At 57.8% G+C, this 223-nt stretch carries 1 protein-coding gene; it reads left to right on the top strand.

Annotation, left to right across the window (positions count from 1 at the left end; genetic code table 11):
• Window positions 1-223: hypothetical protein (locus ABR397_RS24740; RefSeq protein ID WP_350307976.1), on the top strand; the 223-nt coding region annotated here is incomplete at both ends.

A 223-nucleotide genomic window follows, 5' to 3' on the forward strand; every position in this document is an offset into this window, starting at 1 on the left:
GGGGCGCGTCATTCGCGAGCAGAACGGCGACGATTGCCTCCAGTTCAGTTATGACGAACTGGATAACCTGACCGCTCTCACGCTGCCACAGGGCGGCGCCTTAAGCTGGCTTTACTACGGCTCTGGTCACCTGAGTGCGATCCGGCATGAACAGACACTCATCACTGAATTTGAGCGCGATGACCTGCATCGTGAAACGCGCCGCACGCAGGGCAAGTTATTC

The sequence above is a fragment of the Photorhabdus viridis genome (assembly GCF_040256935.1).
Taxonomy (GTDB): Bacteria; Pseudomonadota; Gammaproteobacteria; order Enterobacterales; family Enterobacteriaceae; genus Photorhabdus; species Photorhabdus viridis.